The sequence below is a fragment of the Pseudomonas alvandae genome (genome assembly GCF_019141525.1).
Taxonomy (GTDB): Bacteria; Pseudomonadota; Gammaproteobacteria; order Pseudomonadales; family Pseudomonadaceae; genus Aquipseudomonas; species Aquipseudomonas alvandae.
In genome coordinates this window covers 3,422,200-3,440,125 of record NZ_CP077080.1, presented here as the reverse complement: position 1 = coordinate 3,440,125, position 17,926 = coordinate 3,422,200, and the positions used below count along the sequence as shown (strand labels likewise).

Here is a 17,926-nt window from a genome sequence, read left to right as displayed (position 1 = left end):
GCAGCCCAGCGGGGATAAATCCCCTCGCCACGGGGCGTTCAGCGATCCCAAGAAGTCGGGCACCCGACACACCCCTGCATATTCGCATCCTGGAAATTTCCGTAGTGCTGCCGCGAGCCCGTCAGGTTGGCCTGCTCCAGATTGCTTTCACCCAGCTTGACCTCTTGCAGATTGGCATCGCGCAGATCAGCACCCTTGAGGTCGGCCTTGCTCAGCCAGGCCATTTCCAGGTCGGCGGCCTGCAGGTTGGCGTCGCGCAGTCGGGCGCCGGACAACCGCGCGAACTGAAGATAGGCCGCCGTCAGGTCGGCCTGCTGGAACTGCGCACCCTGGGCAAACAGGCCCCAGCCCTGGATAGCCTTGAGCGTGGCACCGCTGAAGTCCGCCAGGCGCAGATTGCTTTGTTGCAGGCTGGCTCGATTGAGATTGGCGCCCTGTAGCTGCGCTTTCTCGAGATTGGCCAGGTCCAGCCGCGCGTGGCGCAGGTCGGCATCGCGCAGGTCTGCGCCGGCGAGGTTCATCTTGCGCAGGTCCTGGTTGGCGAGCTTGGCGCCCCGCAGGTTGGCGCCGGGGCATTGGCTGGATTCGGCGATGGTGCAGCCGTTGATTGTCAGAGCGGTGTCGGGGTCATCGGCATGGGCAACGGCGCCGATGAACAGAAGCAGTAATGGCAAAAATTTCATGGCAGGAACTCGGTGTTAACTGTGGGAACGAGCTTGCTCGCGATGGCGGTGGTTCAGCCGGCATTGATGTTGACTGACACTGCGCTATCGCGAGCAAGCTCGCTCCCACAGGGGGTGGTGTGGGTCAGGACCCCGTTGGGTTCAGGTTATTTCTGCGCCGTGGCCTTATCCCAACTCGGAATCTTGAACACCCAGAACGAACCACCCTGGGCCACTGGCTTGGTCAGTTCGGCCATGTCGCCGCCCCACAACGGCACGGCGCCGCCGTAGCCGACGGTCACGCCGATGTACTGCTCGCCGTCCTGCTCCCAGGTGATGGGCGGGGAGACGATGCCGCTGCCGGTCTGGAACTTCCACAGCTCCTTGCCGGTTTTCGCATCGAAGGCCTTGAAGAATCCGTCGCCGGTGCCGGTGAACACCAGGTTGCCCTTGGTTGCCAGCACGCCGGCCCACAGCGGCAGCGGCTCCTTGTGCTCCCACACCACCTTGCCGGTGGTGGGATTCATGGCTCGCAGGCTGCCGACGTGATCGTCATACATGCGCTTGATCCGGAAACCCATGCCCAGGTAGGCGGAGCCTTTTTTATAGCTGACTTCCTCGGTCCAGTACTCCTCTTTCCATTGGTTGCCCGGTACGTAGAACAGGCCGGTGTCCTGGCTGTAGGCCATGGGGTTCCAGTTCTTGCCGCCGAGGAACGGCGGCGAGACTTCCACCGGCTTGCCCTTGGTTTCTCCCGGCAGCGGCTTGGCTGGGCGCTGGCCGGGATTTTCCACCGGCCGACCGGTCTTCAGGTCGATGTGGCTGGCCCAGGTGATGTTGTCGACGAAGGGGAAGGCGTTCTGCAACTTGCCGTTATTGCGATCCACCACATAGAAGAAGCCGTTGCGGTCGGCGTGGGCGGTGGCCTTGACCACCTTGCCGTCCTTGTCCTTGTAGTCGAATAGCACCAGCTCGTTGTTGCCGGAGAAATCCCAGGCGTCGTTCGGCGTGTGCTGGTAGAACCATTTCACTTCACCGGTGCTTGGGTCGACACCCACCTGGCCGGAGGTGTAGAGGCTGTCGTAGTCATGCGGATTGCCGTCCTTGGCCGTGCGCGCCCAGGTGTTCCAAGGGCCGGGGTTGCCCGCGCCGACGATGATGGTGTTGGTCTCGGCATCGAAACTGGCGCTCTGCCAAGGTGCGCCACCGCCGTGGCTCCAGGCTTCGACCTTGCCGGTCTCGGTGGTCTTGTCGTCAGGCCAGGACGGCGCCTTCACGTCGCCGGTCGGGGTGCTGTCCTTGCCGTTGAGGCGGCCCATGTGGCCTTCGACAAACGGGCGCATCCAGACTTCTTCGCCAGTGTCCGGATCACGGGCGAACAGTTGCCCAACCACGCCGAACTCATCGCCGGAACTGCCGTGGATCAGCAGGACCTTGCCGCTGGTCTTGTCCTTGATCAGCACCGGGGCGCCGGTCATGGTGTAGCCGCCGGCGTGGTCGCCGAACTTCTTGTTCCACACCACCTTGCCGGTGTTCTTGTCCAAGGCGACGACGCGGGCATCCAAGGTGCCGAAGTAGATCTTGTCGCCATAGATGGCCGCGCCGCGGTTGACCACGTCGCAGCACGGGCGGATGTTGTCCGGCAGGCGGTGGTTGTAGGTCCACAGGCGCTTGCCGGTCTTGGCATCCAGCGCGAACACCCGCGAATACGAGCCGGTGACGTACACCACGCCGTCGCTGACGATTGCCTGGGATTCCTGGCCGCGTTGCTTCTCGTCGCCGAAAGAATAGGACCAGGCCGGGGTCAGCTTGAACACGTTCTTGTCGTTGACCTGGGCCAGTGGGCTCCAGCGTTGGGCGTTGGTGCCCATGCCGTATTGCAGCACGTCCTGGGTGGTCAGGTGATCGTTGGCGATATCTTCCCAGGTCACGGCGGCGTGCGCCTGGGTGCCCAGGGACAGGCCGCCGGCAAGCAGCAAGGCAATGGCCAGGGAGGAGAGGGCGGGGCGGGTTTTTATTGTCATGGTGGGATTTCCCAGTGAGGTTTTGGCCTGACTAGGGTCGGGGCTCGCACGCCTCGTCCGATACGGAAAAATTCCCGCCCTTGCCGGGAAGACTTCCCAGACCGCCTGTCTTTGCGACTTGCGTCGGACGACCTGCTACCAAGGAACTAGACCGCGACCACCAAAGCAGCATTCGGCTGTGGGCACCCGGTTCCTAAGATGACGGCACGGCCTCTGCAAAGAGGTCTTGCGTGCAATTTCGAGGGCATAACAATGACAACAAAACGCAACGCCATCATCGCTACCGCATTGCTGATGGGGCTGACCGGCGCTGGCTCCGCGTGGGCCCATGGCAACGTAGTGCCCCAGGCAGTGGAAACCAAGGGGCTGACGCCCATCAAGGACACCAACCTGCCGGTGGATGCCGACGGCTGGGTCGCACAGAACCCTTATCGCAACTCTCCGGAGCGGGACAAGGCCGTGGAAATCGGCGCTTCGGCCTACAACCAGAACTGCGCGGCCTGCCATGGCCTGGAAGCCAAGTCCGGCGGGATCGCACCGGACCTGCGCATGCTCGACGCCGCCGAAGCCGGCGATGAATGGTTTGTCGAGCGCGTGCGCCACGGCGCGGTGCGCGACGGTCGCGTCTACATGCCGAAGATGGCCGATTACCTGAGCCAGGAAGCGCTGTGGGCGGTGCGGACTTATCTGGACAGCGTGCACGTCGAGGAGTGATTGCCATGCGCTTGTTCGCGTGGGTGATGTGCGGCCTGTTGCTGTGGGGCCCGGCGGTGCAGGCGCAGGTGCGCAGCTATGACCAGATGATCGCCGACGGCGAATTGAAGGTCGCGGTCTACAAGGATTTCGCTCCCTACAGTTTCGAAGACCAGGGCCAGCCCCGGGGCGTCGATGTGGAATTGGCACAGGCCCTGGCCAAGGCCATGGGCGTGCGGCTGAAACTGATCTGGGCGCCGCCCGGCGAGAAGCTCGACGATGACCTGCGTGACTACATCTGGCGCAGCAGTCCATTGCACGACCGGCAATTGGCCGACCTGATGATGCGCGTGCCGTACGATCACGACTATGTGCAACGGCGCAACGACATCGGTGAGCTGGAAAACGCCCAGGTGGTGATGTTCGGGCCGTATCAACAGGAATGCTGGCAGGTGGCGTATGACCGTCGCCGACTGGAGTCGGTGGGCAGCGTCGCGGTGTTCCAGCAGCACCCCATCGGCGTCGAAGTCGACAGCGTGCCCTCGTTCTACCTGACCTCGGTGTTCAACGGCATGCTGAGCGCCAAGACCCGCCATTACCCCACCGTCGCCAAAGCCTTCGGGGCCATGCAGGCCGGCGAAGTCGACGCGGTCATGGCGATGCGCGGGGAGATCGACTGGCAAGTGCATCAGGCGGCCGACCCGCAGTTGGCCCTCGCTGAAAACGCCTACCCGAACATGGGCAAGCAGCGCTGGGAGATCGGCATGGCGGTGCATGAAAGCAACCGTCAGTTGGCCTACGCAGTGGAAGAGGCACTGGAAGGTTTGATTCGCGATGGCACTCTCAAGACGGTGTATGCCCACTATGGCCTGCGCTACGAAGTACCCGAGATGTACCAATAGGAGCGCGGGATGAATTGGCGAGCGTTCGGCCTGCTGTTGGGTTGCCTGCCGTTGATGGCGAGCGCGATCGAGCCGGGAAAGGACCCGGTGCCGTCGGTGATGTGGGCCTTCTATCACAAACAATTGCTGGCGGATGCGCCGTTCGTGTTCGACGAGCGGGTGCGGGTGCTGGCGCCGCCCTTTGCCGAAGACGCGCGCCAGGTGCCGCTGGAAATCGATGCGCGGGCCTTCACGGGCGACGTCGTGCGGGTGCTGGCCTGGGCCGAGCTCAACCCGCTGCCAAGAATCGTTGATTTCCAGCCCTCGGAGCGGGTGCTGCCGTGGCTGTCGATCCGCATCCGTATCGAGCAGGCGACTCCGCTACGTGCCGCCGTGCAGACCCGCGACGGCTTGTGGCACGTCGGCTCGACCCTGATCGATGCGGCGGGTGGCGGCTGCACCGCGCCCAGCGTAGTGCGCACCCAACCGGGTTGGGAAGAGCACCTGGGTGAGGTGCTGGGCGGGCGCTACCCGCGTGGGGATTCGAATCGCCTGCGCTTGCAGATCGCCCATCCGATGGACAACGGCCTGGTCAGCGGCATCCCGGAGTTCTTCCTCAACCAGGCGCAACTGTTGGACGCCGACGGCAAGCTGCTGGCGCGCCTGGAGCTGTTCCCGGCGGTCAGCGAAAACCCCAACCTGGGCTTCGATATCCAAGGCCCGGGCCAGACCCGCCTGGTGCTGCGCGACAACAGCGGCAACCAGTTCGAGGCGGCCATCCCCTGATCAAAGGAGCGCACCATGCGCTGGTTGTTGCTGGTCTGTCTTGGGCTGTGCCTGCCGGCATGGTCCGCCACCGATTATTCCCTCAAGCCGCGGCAGATCGCCGACGGCACCTGGTTGCTGGAAGGCAGCACGGATAATTTCGCCAAGGCCAACGGTGGCAACATCGTCAACACCGGGTTCATCGTCACCGAGGCGGGTGTGGTGGTCATCGACACCGGACCGTCCAAGCGCTATGGCGAAGCGCTGCGCCAGGCCATTGCCGCGACGACGGACAAGCCGGTGGTCCAGGTGCTGCTGACGCACCATCACCCGGATCATGTGCTGGGCAACCAGGCCTTCAGCGACGTATCCATCGGCGCGTTGCTCGGCACCACCGACCTGCTGCGACAGCAGGGCGATGCGCTGGCAGAAAACATGTACCGGCTGGTAGGCGACTGGATGCGCGGCACCGAGGTCGTGCTGCCGACCCAGGCGCTGAGCCCCGGGACGCTGAAGGTTGGCGATCATTCACTGCGCCTGCTGGCGTTGGCCGGGCACACCGGCGCGGACCTGGCGATCCTCGATGAAACCACCGGCGTGCTGTTTGCCGGCGACCTGGTGTTTTACGAACGGGCCTTGACCACCCCGAACAGCCCTGGCCTGGAAGTCTGGCTCAAGGACCTCGACACGCTCCAGGCGCTGCCCTGGAAGCAAATCGTCCCGGGACATGGCCCGATGGCCACCGACGCCCGGCCTTTCTCGCAGATGCGCGACTACCTGGGCTGGCTCGACCAACTGATGCGCGACGGCGCGGCCCGGGGCGACGACATGGCCGAGATGATCCGCAGCCCCATTCCCGAGCGCTTCGCCGGGATCAGCCTGAGCCGGTATGAGCTGATTCGCAGTGTCAGTCATCTTTATCCGCGTTATGAGCGGGTGGGGATGAAGCGAGTGGACACCCACGCCCCTGACTGAGCGCAGATCCCCGTGGCGAGGGAGCTTGCTCCCGCTGGGCTGCGAAGCGGCCCCCTATGTTTTTCACCTCCATATCAGTTTTGACAAACCCATTTTTAGGGCCGCTGCGCGCCCCAGCGGGAGCAAGCTCCCTCGCCTCGGGGGGATTCGCTTACTTCTACATGTACCAAGGAACTAGAAAACTCAACACAGCGGGCAATTGTTGGCGGCGCCGTCGGGGCCAAGAATCTGTGGCAGACCGGGAAAATTTCCCGGGTATAACAATAACCGCAGAGGTAGCCGCCATGATTCATCCCGCACGTCGCCAGCCCTTCGCCGTGAACCTGCTGCTCAGTGCCATGCTGCTGTCCGGCTCGGCGTTGGCCGCCGTGACCGACCAGGAAATTCTCCAGGACCCGAAGAACCCGCAACAGATCGTCACCAACGGCCTGGGGGTCCAGGGCCAGCGCTATAGCCCGCTCGACACCCTCAACGTGAATAACGTCAAGGACCTGCGTCCGGTCTGGGCGTTCTCCTTCGGCGGCGAAAAGCAGCGCGGCCAGCAGGCCCAGCCGATGATCAAGGACGGGGTGATGTACCTCACCGGGTCCTACTCGCGGGTGTTCGCGGTGGATGCGCGCACCGGCAAGAAACTCTGGCAATACGACGCGCGCCTGCCCGATGACATCCGCCCGTGCTGCGACGTGATCAACCGGGGCGTGGCGCTGTATGGCGACCTGGTGTTCTTCGGCACCCTCGACGCCAAGTTGGTGGCCTTGAACAAGGACACCGGCAAAGTGGTGTGGAGCAAGAAAGTCGCCGACCACAAGGAAGGCTATTCCATCAGTGCCGCGCCGCTCGTGGTGAACGGCAAGCTCATCACGGGCGTGGCGGGTGGCGAGTTCGGCGTGGTCGGGCAGATCAGCGCGTTCGACCCGAAAAACGGTGAACTGCTGTGGACCCGGCCGACCGTGGAAGGCCACATGGGCTACGTCTACAAGGACGGCAAGGCCGTGGAAAACGGTATTTCCGGCGGCGAGGCGGGCAAGACCTGGCCGGGTGACCTCTGGAAAACTGGCGGTGCCGCGCCTTGGCTGGGCGGCTACTACGACCCGGAAACCAACCTGCTGCTGTTCGGCACCGGCAACCCGGCGCCCTGGAACTCCCACCTGCGCCCTGGCGACAACCTCTATTCCTCGTCGCGCCTGGCCCTGAACCCGGATGACGGCAGCATCAAGTGGCACTTCCAGAGCACACCCCACGACGGTTGGGACTATGACGGCGTCAACGAACTGATCTCGTTCAACTACAAGGAAGGCGGCAAGGACATCAAGGCCGCGGCGACCGCCGACCGTAACGGCTTCTTCTACGTGCTTGATCGCACCAACGGCAAGTTCATCCGCGGCTTCCCGTTCGTCGACAAGATCACCTGGGCCACCGGCCTGGACGAGGATGGCCGACCAATCTACAACGAGGCCAGCCGTCCGGGCGCGCCGGGCAGCGAAGCCAAGGGCAGTTCGGTGTTCGTGGCGCCGGCGTTCCTCGGTGCGAAAAACTGGATGCCGATGGCCTACAACCAGGACACCGGCCTGTTCTATGTGCCATCCAACGAATGGGGCATGGACATCTGGAACGAAGGCATCGCCTACAAGAAAGGCGCGGCGTTCCTCGGGGCCGGTTTCACCATCAAGCCGCTGAACGAGGATTACATCGGCGTATTGCGGGCCATCGACCCCAAGACCGGCAAGGAAGTCTGGCGCCACAAGAACTTCGCGCCGCTGTGGGGCGGGGTGCTGACCACCAAGGGCAACCTGGTGTTCACCGGTACGCCTGAAGGTTTCCTGCAAGCCTTCAACGCCAAGACCGGGGAAAAGGTCTGGGAATTCCAGACCGGCTCCGGCGTGCTCGGCTCGCCGATTACCTGGGAAATGGACGGCGAGCAGTACGTCTCGGTGGTGTCCGGCTGGGGTGGTGCGGTGCCGCTGTGGGGCGGCGAGGTGGCCAAGCGCGTGAAGGACTTCAACCAGGGCGGCATGCTCTGGACCTTCAAGTTGCCGAAGGCGCTCGTTGCCAAGCGCTGAGCGGTCATCTTACCTGGGCCGCTTTTGTGGCGAGGGGATTCATCCCCGCTGGGCTGCGAAGCGGCCCCAGAATTTTTGCGAGCGCTGCGCACTCGAGCGGGGATAAATCCCCTCGCCACAAGAGCGGTGCTCGTTCCCGCTTACACACCTACGACCAAATAACGAGAGAGCCCCCTGCCAATGACGCATTCGTCCGGCAGGCGGGGCTCTCTACCATCGGCCTATCGCCTGTCCCGCGACAGGCATCGACCAGGCAGAGGCCCATCATGATCTACGCACAACCCGGAACCCCAGGCGCCGTCGTTTCCTTCAAGCCGCGCTATGGCAATTTCATCGGCGGCGAGTTCGTCGCGCCGGTCAACGGCGAATACTTCACCAACACGTCGCCGGTCAACGGCGAAGTCATCGGCGAATTCCCGCGCTCCAGCGCAGCCGATATCGACAAAGCCCTGGATGCGGCCCATGCCGCCGCCGATGCGTGGGGCAAGACCTCCGTTCAGGATCGTTCCCTGGTGCTGCTGAAAATCGCTGACCGCATCGAGCAGAACCTGGAAATCCTCGCCGTCAGCGAGACGTGGGACAACGGCAAGGCCGTGCGTGAAACCCTGAATGCCGACGTGCCTCTGTCGGCTGACCATTTCCGCTATTTCGCCGGTTGCATCCGCGCCCAAGAGGGCGGCGCTGCCGAAATCAACGAGTTGACCACCGCCTATCATTTCCACGAGCCGCTGGGCGTGGTCGGCCAGATCATTCCGTGGAACTTCCCGCTGCTGATGGCCGCCTGGAAACTCGCCCCGGCCCTGGCCGCCGGCAACTGCATCGTGCTCAAGCCGGCGGAGCAGACGCCGCTGTCGATTACCGTATTCATCGAACTGATCGCCGACCTGCTGCCAGCCGGCGTGTTGAACATTGTCCACGGCTTTGGCCGCGAAGCCGGCGAAGCCCTGGCCACCAGCAAGCGCATCGCCAAGATCGCCTTCACCGGCTCGACTCCGGTCGGTTCGCACATCATGAAGTGCGCCGCTGAGAACATCATCCCGTCCACGGTGGAGCTGGGCGGCAAGTCGCCGAACATCTTCTTCGAAGACATCATGCAAGCCGAGCCGGCGTTCATCGAGAAGGCTGCCGAAGGCTTGGTACTGGCGTTCTTCAACCAGGGCGAAGTCTGCACCTGCCCATCTCGCGCCTTGGTGCAGGAATCGATCTACGCACCGTTCATGGCCGAGGTCATGAAGAAAATCGCCAAGATCAAGCGTGGCAACCCACTGGACACCGAGACCATGGTCGGCGCCCAGGCGTCCCAGCAGCAATACGACAAGATCCTTTCGTACCTGGACATCGCCCGGGAAGAGGGTGCCGAGCTGCTGACCGGTGGCGCGGCCGAACGTCTTGAGGGCGATCTGTCCAGCGGCTATTACATCCAACCGACGCTGCTCAAGGGCCATAACAAGATGCGCGTCTTCCAGGAAGAAATCTTCGGCCCGGTGGTGGGCGTGACCACCTTCAAGGACGAAGCGGAAGCCCTGGCGATCGCCAACGACACCGAGTTCGGCCTCGGCGCCGGCCTCTGGACCCGCGACATCAACCGCGCCTACCGCATGGGTCGGGCGATCAAGGCCGGACGCGTGTGGACCAACTGCTACCACCTTTACCCGGCGCATGCCGCGTTCGGCGGCTACAAGAAATCCGGCGTCGGTCGCGAAACCCACAAGATGATGCTCGACCATTACCAGCAGACCAAGAACCTCTTGGTGAGCTATGACGTCAATCCGTTGGGGTTCTTCTGACCCCCGAAGCACTCACCGAGTGACTCCTGTGGCGAGGGAGCTTGCTCCCGCTGGGCCGCGTAGCGGCCCTTCTTTTCAGGCCCATATTGATGGTGTGGCTGCTCAATTGGGGCTGCTGTGCAGCCCAGCGGGAGCAAGCTCCCTCGCCACGGAGTCTCGCTGTTCCTGTAATACCAACGCACCCCACCCACCGCTTCGAAAGTAGCATTCGGGCCCTGACCGCCCCGTGCATTAATGAACCTGCCGGAATCGCCCGGTACAAGAAGAGGAAAGACCCATGTGGACTAAACCCGCGTACACCGACCTGCGTATTGGCTTTGAAGTGACGATGTACTTCGCCAACCGATGAGTGCCTGGCCCGGCTTGACGCGGTCAGGCCGGGCTACCCATTGGTCGGATTGCATTAACGGCGGGATGCTTTAGGCTCAACGTATCCCTCGACAATAACAACAGGCTTACCCATGAGCCCCGCAACTGAAAAGATGAGCCTCAGCCCCCTGCGCAAGTTCGTTTCCCCTGAAATCATGTTCGGTGCCGGCTGTCGGCACAACGTTGGCAACTACGCCAAGACTTTCGGCGCCCGCAAGGTGCTGGTGGTCACCGATCCCGGGGTGATCGCCGCCGGTTGGGTCGGCGACGTCGAGACCAGCCTGCAAGCCCAGGGCATCGATTACTGCATCTACAGCGCCGTCTCGCCCAACCCTCGGGTCGAGGAAGTCATGCTCGGTGCCGAGACCTACCGCGAGAACCATTGCGACGTGATCGTCGCGGTTGGCGGCGGCAGCCCCATGGACTGCGGCAAGGCGATCGGGATCGTGGTCGCCCATGGCCGCAACATCCTTGAATTCGAAGGCGTGGACACGCTGCATGTGCCCAGTCCGCCGCTGATCCTGATTCCCACCACGGCCGGCACTTCTGCCGATGTGTCGCAGTTCGTCATCATCTCCAACCAGCAAGAGCGCATGAAGTTTTCCATCGTCAGCAAGGCAGCCGTGCCGGACGTGTCGTTGATCGACCCGGAAACGACCTTGAGCATGGACCCGTTCCTGTCGGCCTGTACCGGCATCGATGCGTTGGTGCATGCGATCGAGGCGTTCGTCTCCACCGGCCACGGACCGTTGACCGATCCCCACGCGCTGGAAGCGATGCGCCTGATCAACAACAACCTGGTGCAGATGATTGCCAATCCGGCGGACGTCGCCCTGCGGGAAAAGATCATGCTCGGCAGCATGCAGGCCGGGCTTGCGTTCTCCAACGCGATCCTCGGTGCGGTGCACGCCATGTCCCACAGCCTGGGCGGTTTTCTCGACCTGCCTCACGGCTTGTGCAACGCGGTGCTGGTGGAACACGTGGTAGCGTTCAACTACACCTCGGCGCCGGACCGCTTCAAAGTGATCGCCGAGACCCTTGGCATCGATTGCCGTGGGCTCAACCATCGGCAGATCCGCACCCGGCTGGTGGAGCACCTGATCGCCCTCAAGCGCACCATCGGTTTCCACGAGACCCTGGGGCTGCACGGTGTGAGTACCTCGGACATTCCGTTCCTGTCGCAACATGCGATGCATGACCCGTGCATTCTTACCAACCCTCGGGAGTCGAGCCAGCGGGATGTCGAGGTCGTCTATGGCGAAGCCCTCTGACGAGCAGCAAAAAGCCCTGGCCGGATTGCTGGGGCTGGGCAACCACTCGACACGCAAGAGTCATTATCCGGAACTGGCGGCGCGTCTCGATGAGCTGGAGCAGGCCCGGCAACGCTTGCAACAGCTCAACGATCAACTGGAACAGCGGGTGGCCGAGCGCACCGATGCGCTGCTGGAGGCCAACCACAACCTGCAGCAGCAGATCGCCCAGCGCAAACTGGTCGAGCAACAGTTGCGCGATGCCCGGGACGCAGCCCAAGCGGCCAACCGCAGCAAGGATAAATACCTGGCCGCCGCCAGCCATGACCTGTTGCAACCCCTCAACGCCGCGCGGTTGCTGATCGCGACCTTGCGCGAGCGACAACTGCCCAATGCCGAGCACGTGCTGGTGGAGCGCACGCACCAGGCGCTCGAAGGCGCTGAAGACCTGCTCGCCGACCTGCTGGATATTTCCCGGTTGGATCAGGCCGCCGTCAAGCCAGACCTCGCGCCTTATCGGTTGGATGAGTTGTTGGCGCCGCTGGTGTCCGAATTCCAGTCGGTGGCCGGTGCCGCTGGCCTGGAACTGCGCGTGCGGTTCGGCGACGAAGCGGTGCTGACCGACCTGCGGCTGATGACCCGCATCCTGCGCAATCTGTTGAGCAATGCCTGTCGTTATACTGACCAGGGCGGCATTCTCCTGGCGGCGCGGCGGCGGGGAGGGCACCTGAGCCTGGAAGTCTGGGATACGGGACGCGGCATCGCCGCCGATTGCCTGGAGTCGATTTTCCTCGAATTCAATCAACTGGACGTGGGACGGGCGGCGGATCGCAAGGGCGTCGGCCTGGGGCTGGCGATCGTCGAGCGCATCGCCCATATCCTCGGCTATCGGGTGCAGGTGCGCTCCCGGCCTGGACGCGGTTCGGTGTTCAGCATCAACGTGCCGCTGTCCGCCGAACGGCCGCTGCCCATGTCCCAGGTTCCGGTGCAGGCGGTCGCGGGCAATCCGTTGCCGGGGCGACGGCTGCTGGTCATCGACAATGAAGTGAGCATCCTGCAAAGCATGGCGGCGCTGCTGGAGCAGTGGGGCTGCGAGGTGTTGACCGCCACCGATGAAGCCGCCGCCTTCGACGCCCTGCAAGGCCGCGCCCCGGAGTTGGTTCTGGCGGATTTCCACCTCGATCATGGGGTGGTCGGCTGCGAAGTGGTCAGGCATCTGCGCGAGCATTTCCAGCAGGCAATCCCCGCCGTGATCATCACCGCCGACCGCAGCGACCAGTGCCGCCGCGCCCTGCGCAAACTGAACGCGCCGCTGCTGAACAAACCGGTCAAACCAGGCAAGTTGCGGGCAGTGTTGAGCCAGTTGCTCGGCTAGCCAAGCCTTGCATAGCCCTCTGTGGGAGCGAGCCTGCTCGCGAAGATGTCAGGTCAACCGATGAGATCCGGCTGACACGCCGCCTTCGCGAGCAGGCTCGCTCCCAAGGTTCTTTTGTCGGCGTTTTTGTCAGGAATGCAAAAATGCGCTTCGGTCTGTTTGGTTCATTCTGTAAACTCCCCCCGCTGCGACAATCGGGCACGGCCACGGCAGGCCCGATCTAGACCGTTTTGCAGTGTCCCTCACCCAGCTGAAGCCAAGACCTACAAGAAGTCAGCGCCGGAGAGACATAAATGCGAGGCCGATTCGCTCGGCCCCTGTAGGTCCTTCCTCCAGTCCATTCGATACCCGTCCGCCGACCTGGCATTGGGCGAGGTCTATTCTTGAACGGGACTGTGGGACGGAATGGCGTTTTATCCTAGGGATACACACATGTTGAAGAAAACACACACGGCGCTGCTAGGCCTGGCGATGGCGATGGGTCTTGCGACCACGCACGCCGCCGAGCCGAAAAAAGTCGATGTCTTGCTCATCGGTGGCGGCATCATGAGTTCGACCCTCGGTGTCTGGCTCAATGAGCTGGAGCCGGGCTGGACCATGGAAATGGTCGAGCGCCTGGACGGTGTTGCCGAAGAAAGCTCCAACGGCTGGAACAACGCCGGTACCGGTCACTCCGCACTGGCCGAGCTGAACTACACGCCGGAAGACAAGAACGGCAAGGTCGATATCTCCAAGGCGATCGAGATCAACGAAGCGTTCCAGATCTCCCGTCAGTTCTGGTCCTGGCAGGTCAAGAACGGCGTGCTGAAGAACCCGCGCTCGTTCATCAACTCCACGCCACACATGAGTTTCCTGTGGGGCGACGACAACATCGCGTTCCTGAAGAAGCGCTACGACGCACTCCAGGCCAGCCCGCTGTTCGCCGGCATGCAGTACTCCGAAGACCCGGCGCAGATCAGCAAGTGGGTTCCGCTGATGATGCAAGGGCGTGACCCGAGCCAGAAAGTCGCGGCGACCTGGAGCCCGCTGGGTACCGACGTGAACTTCGGCGAAATCACACGCCAGTTCGCGGCTTACCTGCAATCCAAGCCGAACTTCTCCCTCAAGCTGTCCAGCGAAGTGGAAGACATCACCCGCAACGAAGACGGCTCCTGGCGCGTTTCGTACAAGAACTTGAAAGACGGTACCGAAACCGAGACCGATGCCAAGTTCGTCTTCATCGGTGCCGGTGGCGGCGCGCTGCACCTGCTGCAGAAGTCGGACATTCCGGAAGCCCGTGAATACGCCGGCTTCCCGGTGGGTGGTTCGTTCCTGGTGACCGAAAACCCGACCGTTGCCCAGATGCACCTGGCGAAGGCCTACGGCAAGGCTTCGGTGGGTGCACCGCCGATGTCGGTTCCACACCTGGACACTCGCGTGCTGGACGGCAAGCGCGTGATCCTGTTTGGCCCGTTCGCCACGTTCTCCACCAAGTTCCTGAAGAACGGTTCGTACTTTGACCTGCTGACCAGCACCACGACCCACAACGTGTGGCCGATGACCAAGGTCGGTATCGAACAGTACCCGCTGGTGGAATACCTGGCCGGCCAACTGATGCTGTCGGACGAAGACCGCTTCAACGCGCTGAAGGAGTACTTCCCGGACGCCAAGCAGGAAGACTGGCGCCTGTGGCAAGCCGGCCAGCGTGTGCAGATCATCAAGCGTGACGAAGAGAAGGGCGGCGTGCTGAAACTCGGCACCGAAGTCGTCGCTTCCCAGGACGGCAGCATCGCTGGCCTGCTGGGTGCTTCCCCAGGCGCTTCGACTGCCGCACCGATCATGCTGACGGTGCTTGAGAAGGTCTTCAAGGACAAGGTAGCCACCCCGGCCTGGCAGGAAAAACTGCGCCAGATCGTACCGAGCTACGGCACCAAGCTGAATGACAGCCCTGAGCGTGTCGCGCAGGAATGGGCCTACACCAGCGAAGTCCTGCAACTGGACCCACCACCGGCCATCGGCAAGGCAGTGGCCCCTGTAGCCCCGGCCAAGCCGGCTGCTGCTCGGGAAGCCAATCCAGCGGCTGACATGGCGCTGTAAACCGGACGCTATCCGGTCAGGTACAAAAACGCCGCTCAAAATGAGCGGCGTTTTTTTTTGTGCCCCGGACTACCCCCCTGTGGGAGCGAGCCTGCTCGCGAATGCGATTCACCTGAATAGATAATGTTGGATGTGCCAAAGCCTTCGCGGGCAAGCCCGCTCCCACAGGGATTAGAGGTGAGGCTCGGCCTTGGGCTCACCCCGAAACCGCGCATCAAAGTCTTCCGCCAACTGCGCCAACGTAATGCTGCCCAGACGCTTGAGCAACAACGCCTGGGCCTCATCGAACGCATCCGTCAGCGCCGCATTCACCGCCTGTTCCACCAGGCATTGCGGATGATCGGTGGACAGGCCGATGGCAAAGATCGACGTGCTGCCCAACGCCTGATGAATGTCCAGCAGCGTCATCTCGGCCAACGGTTTAGCCAGGCTCCAGCCACCGCGATGGCCTTTTTCCGAAGTGACGTAACCCTGTTCCTTGAGCAACGCCATGGTTCGGCGCACCACCACCGGGTTGGTGCCCAGCATTTGGGCGAGGGTGTCGGAGGTGGCCGATTGCTGATGGCGATCCATATGAATCAGGACGTGCAGCATGCGCGATAGGCGGGTGTCGTTTCTCATGGGCGGGTCCGAAGGAAATCTGCGCCGAGTATCGCCTGTAATCGCAAAAGTTACGAGACTGTTGACAGGCACTTTTCAAGAAACATACGATGTTTCGAGAAAATCCCAAAACAGGAGATCGTCCCCATGGAACACGACATCATCATCGCTGGCGGCAGCTACGCCGGCCTGTCCGCAGGTCTTCAGTTGGCCCGCGCCCGCCAAAAAGTGCTGGTGATCGACGCCGGTCAGCGTCGCAACCGGTTTGCCGCGACTTCCCATGGGTTTCTCGGACAGGACGGTCGCGCTCCAGGTGACATTGTCAACGACGCCCGCGCACAGCTCATGGATTATCCAACCGTGGAATGGGCGTCGGATAGCGCGATCCACGCCGTCCGGGACGCAGACGGATTCGTCATGGAGACTGCCCACGGGCAACGCTACAGTGCCAAACGCCTGTTGCTCGCCACCGGCGTGATCGATGAATTGCCCGATGTGCCAGGGCTGACGGAGCGCTGGGGGAAAAGTGTCTTTCATTGTCCGTACTGCCACGGCTATGAGTTGGAGCAGGGACCGATCGGTGTGCTGGCGACGTCGCCGATGTCGTTGCACCATGCCCTGATGCTGCCCGACTGGGGGCCGACCACTTTTTTCACCAATGGCGTATTCGAGCCCGACCTTGAGCAACGGCAAAGCCTGGCGCAACGTGGTGTAACCCTGGTGCCGGAACGCGTCGAACGTATTGAAGGCGAACGGGCCAACGTGGTGTTGGTGGACGGGCGGGTGATCGCCATTGATGGCCTGTTTGTCTTGCCGCGTACCCGCGTTGCCAGTTCACTCGCCGCGTCCCTGGGTTGCAACTTTGAAGAAGGCCCGCTCGGGGCGTTCATCCAGACCGACCCGATGACCCGGGAGACCAGCGTTCCCGGGGTGTTTGCCTGTGGCGACGCGGCGATGCCGTTCGGCTCGGTCGCGCTGGCCGTTGGCGATGGGGTGAGGGCGGGCTCGGGGGTGCATCGGTCGTTGATCTTCCAGGCCCACCCTTGACGCTCAGACTTGTACCGCACCCGTTGCCACGGCGAAAACGAGCATCACCAGACTGACGCCCCAGGCCCAGAAAAACGTATAGGCCATGTGCTTGCGCAGTTCCACGCCGGACAGCGCCAGGGCCAGGTACACACTGGGGACCACCGGGCTGATGGAGAATCCGGTGTTTTCGCCGATCAACATGGCCCGGGCGACGGCTTCAAGGGGAACGCCGGCCGCGGCGGCCACATCCTTGATCACCGGCAGGAGCGCGAAGTAATAGGCGTCCGGCGAAAAGATCATGCCCAGGGGCACACCGAAGAAACCGACGATCACGTGCAGGTATTGGGCAGAACCTGCGGGCAGGATATCGATCAGCGCCAAGGCCATGCCGTCGGACATCTTCGCGCCGGAGAGGACTCCCAGCAGGACGGCGGCGGCCATCATCACCAGGACCATTTGCAGCGCATCGGACGCGTGGGCCTTGAGGCGTTCGGCCTGGGCGTCCAGGGTTGGGAAATTCAGCGGCAGGGCAATGCCCAGTCCCACCATGAAACAGGCGTACAGCGGAAAGATGCCGGTAAACAGGCACACCAGGATCCCAGCGGTGAGACCGACGTTCAGCCAGTAGCGCAGCTCCCGTGGGGAAAGGCTGAATTCGCGGTTTTGGGTTTGCAGGTTGTCCATGTCACACGTCGCGGCGGCGCCCAGCGACATCGGTTGGCGACGTTGGGCGCGCAAGCCCAATACCGTCGCCACCCCGAGCATGCACGCCAGGCCCACCATCTGCACCGGCAACAAGCCCAGCCACAGCTCGGTGGCATCCAGGCCTGACACGGCGGCGGCGCGGGCGGTCGTGCCGCCCCAAGGCACCATGTTGATGACGCCCGCCGTGGTACCCACCAGGCACAGCAACATCGCCGGGCTCATGTTCAGGCGTTTGTACAAGGGCAGCAGCGCCGGGATAGTCAGCAGGAACGTGGCGGCGCCAACGCCGTCGAGATGCACCACGGACGTCACCAAAACCGTCACCAACGCCACGGCCAGCGGCTTGCCGCCGGTGCTGCGGATCAGCAGGTTGACCAGCGGATCGAACAATCCTCGGTCACGCATGATGCCGAAGAACAAGATGGCAAACAGGAACAGCGCTGCGGTCGGGGCCACCGTGATCAGGCCGGCCTTGATGAACTCGCCTATCTGGCCAAGATTGAAGCCGGCGAGCAGGCAAACGACCACGGGAAGGGTGGTGAACGCCACCACCGGGCTGATCCTGCGCAGCAATATCAGTCCGATGATGGCCAGCATCATCAGGAAACCCAGGGTTGTAATCATGTTGCAGCCTCTCTTTTTATTGTTGTCGGTTGGTTCGGGCAAATGAATCGG

General features: G+C 62.8%; 15 protein-coding genes. 11 read left to right on the top strand and 4 right to left on the bottom strand.

Annotation, left to right across the window (positions count from 1 at the left end):
* Positions 1–38: 38 nt before the first annotated feature.
* Together KSS97_RS15325 and exaA are read right to left on the bottom strand one after the other, a co-directional pair.
* Positions 39–683: a pentapeptide repeat-containing protein gene (locus KSS97_RS15325; RefSeq protein ID WP_217859515.1), complete on the bottom strand. Its 645-nt coding sequence runs from the start codon at positions 681–683 to the stop codon at positions 39–41.
* Positions 684–829: 146 nt separating this feature from the next.
* Positions 830–2,686, bottom strand: a complete 1,857-nt coding sequence (exaA, locus tag KSS97_RS15320) for a quinoprotein ethanol dehydrogenase (RefSeq protein ID WP_217859514.1) — start codon at positions 2,684–2,686, stop codon at positions 830–832.
* 252 nt (positions 2,687–2,938) lie between these two features.
* Here exaA and pedF point away from each other — a divergent pair, with 252 nt between their 5' ends.
* From pedF to mqo, 10 genes are all read left to right on the top strand, one after another.
* On the top strand, positions 2,939–3,400 hold the full coding sequence (pedF, locus tag KSS97_RS15315; RefSeq protein WP_181288356.1) for a cytochrome c-550 PedF: 462 nt from the start codon (positions 2,939–2,941) through the stop codon (positions 3,398–3,400).
* 5 nt (positions 3,401–3,405) lie between these two features.
* Positions 3,406–4,281: a substrate-binding periplasmic protein gene (locus KSS97_RS15310; protein ID WP_030140757.1), complete on the top strand. Its 876-nt coding sequence runs from the start codon at positions 3,406–3,408 to the stop codon at positions 4,279–4,281.
* Between the two features lie 9 nt (positions 4,282–4,290).
* Positions 4,291–5,046 (top strand): quinoprotein dehydrogenase-associated SoxYZ-like carrier, encoded by a 756-nt coding sequence (locus tag KSS97_RS15305; RefSeq protein WP_030140758.1) that lies wholly within the window; start codon positions 4,291–4,293, stop codon positions 5,044–5,046.
* Between the two features lie 15 nt (positions 5,047–5,061).
* Positions 5,062–6,000, top strand: coding sequence for a quinoprotein relay system zinc metallohydrolase 1 (locus KSS97_RS15300; protein WP_217859513.1), 939 nt, complete (start codon positions 5,062–5,064; stop codon positions 5,998–6,000).
* Positions 6,001–6,284: 284 nt separating this feature from the next.
* Positions 6,285–8,060, top strand: coding sequence for a PQQ-dependent methanol/ethanol family dehydrogenase (locus KSS97_RS15295; RefSeq protein ID WP_217859512.1), 1,776 nt, complete (start codon positions 6,285–6,287; stop codon positions 8,058–8,060).
* Positions 8,061–8,326: 266 nt separating this feature from the next.
* Positions 8,327–9,847: an acetaldehyde dehydrogenase ExaC gene (gene exaC / locus KSS97_RS15290; RefSeq protein ID WP_030138944.1), complete on the top strand. Its 1,521-nt coding sequence runs from the start codon at positions 8,327–8,329 to the stop codon at positions 9,845–9,847.
* Between the two features lie 277 nt (positions 9,848–10,124).
* The gene (gene pqqA / locus KSS97_RS15285; RefSeq protein WP_003243383.1) at positions 10,125–10,196 is read left to right on the top strand and encodes a pyrroloquinoline quinone precursor peptide PqqA; all 72 of its coding nucleotides are present in this window, start codon (positions 10,125–10,127) and stop codon (positions 10,194–10,196) included.
* Positions 10,197–10,329: 133 nt separating this feature from the next.
* A complete protein-coding gene (gene ercA / locus KSS97_RS15280) occupies positions 10,330–11,487 on the top strand; it encodes an alcohol dehydrogenase-like regulatory protein ErcA (protein WP_217862001.1) in 1,158 nt (385 codons plus the stop codon).
* Positions 11,471–12,841: an ATP-binding response regulator gene (locus KSS97_RS15275; protein ID WP_030138942.1), complete on the top strand. Its 1,371-nt coding sequence runs from the start codon at positions 11,471–11,473 to the stop codon at positions 12,839–12,841. The genes ercA and KSS97_RS15275 overlap by 17 nt, the downstream gene beginning before the upstream one ends.
* Before the next feature lie 432 nt (positions 12,842–13,273).
* Positions 13,274–14,917, top strand: a complete 1,644-nt coding sequence (mqo, locus tag KSS97_RS15270; protein ID WP_030138941.1) for a malate dehydrogenase (quinone) — start codon at positions 13,274–13,276, stop codon at positions 14,915–14,917.
* A gap of 171 nt (positions 14,918–15,088) precedes the next feature.
* Here the strand turns inward: mqo and KSS97_RS15265 are convergent, their stop codons facing one another.
* On the bottom strand, positions 15,089–15,538 hold the full coding sequence (locus KSS97_RS15265; RefSeq protein WP_030138940.1) for an Rrf2 family transcriptional regulator: 450 nt from the start codon (positions 15,536–15,538) through the stop codon (positions 15,089–15,091).
* A 126-nt stretch (positions 15,539–15,664) separates the two neighbouring features.
* Here KSS97_RS15265 and KSS97_RS15260 point away from each other — a divergent pair, with 126 nt between their 5' ends.
* Positions 15,665–16,564 (top strand): NAD(P)/FAD-dependent oxidoreductase, encoded by a 900-nt coding sequence (locus KSS97_RS15260; RefSeq protein WP_217859511.1) that lies wholly within the window; start codon positions 15,665–15,667, stop codon positions 16,562–16,564.
* A 3-nt stretch (positions 16,565–16,567) separates the two neighbouring features.
* Here KSS97_RS15260 and KSS97_RS15255 read toward each other — a convergent pair whose 3' ends face one another.
* Positions 16,568–17,875, bottom strand: a complete 1,308-nt coding sequence (locus KSS97_RS15255) for a CitMHS family transporter (RefSeq protein ID WP_217859510.1) — start codon at positions 17,873–17,875, stop codon at positions 16,568–16,570.
* Positions 17,876–17,926: the final 51 nt, after the last annotated feature.